1 protein-coding gene is annotated in these 1,063 nt (G+C 37.5%); it reads left to right on the top strand.

The window, feature by feature from the left end; all coding sequences use genetic code 11:
• Nucleotides 1–1,063 (top strand): PDDEXK nuclease domain-containing protein (locus tag ACOVO2_RS08980; RefSeq protein WP_421769635.1); only part of this gene is annotated, 1,063 nt, incomplete at both ends.

The raw sequence follows: 1,063 nt of genomic DNA, 5'->3' as shown, positions 1-1,063 counted from the left end.
ACAACAAATTATTCAGAGTCGGTTCATAGCCGCTCGCTTAGTCAATCGTGAGCAGCTAATGCTCTATTTGGTAATTGGCAAGGGACTTTCTGAAAAAGTTGCTTCCGAAAAGTGGGGAGCAAAAGTCATTGAACAAATGGCTATCGACTTGCAAAAAGAACTGCCAGGCTTACGAGGGTTTTCTTTCACAAATCTCAAAAATATGAAGCAATTTGCCGAAGAATACGCCTATTCTGAAATTTTGCAGTTATCAACTGCAAAAATGCAAACCACTAACAATCAAGAACTTACAATTAGCCAGTTACCAACTGGCTTAATTGGGCAGTTATCAACTGCCCAATTTGAAGGACTAACACCAGAGCTATTTTTTGGTGTTGGTTTTACGCATCATATATTGTTGCTCAATAAATGTAAAGATTGGCAGATGCGACTTTTCTACCTCAAACAAGCTATTGAAAATCATTGGACAGTTGATATGCTCGAATGGCAAATCAAAACCAATTTATACCAAAAGCAAGGAAAAACGATTCAGAATAATTTTGAAAAAACGCTTTCCATTACTTTGCAACAAAGCTCTACGCTGGCATTTAAAGATGAATACTTGCTCGATTATATCAATGTAGAAACCAACGACGAAAGAGTAGTAGAGAAAGGCATTGTGAATAGCATTAAAGAATTTATCATGAAAATGGGTAAAGGCTTTTCTTTCATTGGTAATCAGCATCGTTTAGTTGTAGATGAAGACGAGTTTTTTATTGATTTGCTGTTTTACAACCGAATTCTGAAATGTTTAGTAGCTTTTGAACTCAAAAAAGGCAAATTTCGCCCACAAGATGCGGGGCAACTGAATTTTTATCTAAATGTGCTGAACGATACCGAACGACTACCCGACGAAAACCCAGCCATTGGTGTAGTGCTTTGTAAAGAAAAAAGCGACAAAACTGTTGAATATGCCTTCCAGCAAATCTCAAATCCGATGGGTGTGGCGGTTTATCAGTTGTCAGAACAAATGCCCGAACATCTAAAAAATGTATTACCCGACCCTGAATCTCTGAAAGACTTA

It is taken from the genome of Emticicia sp. (genome assembly GCF_049241225.1).
Taxonomy (GTDB): Bacteria; Bacteroidota; Bacteroidia; order Cytophagales; family Spirosomataceae; genus Emticicia.
The sequence above is the reverse complement of the archived record's forward strand: the minus strand, read 5'-3'. Positions and strand labels throughout refer to the sequence as shown.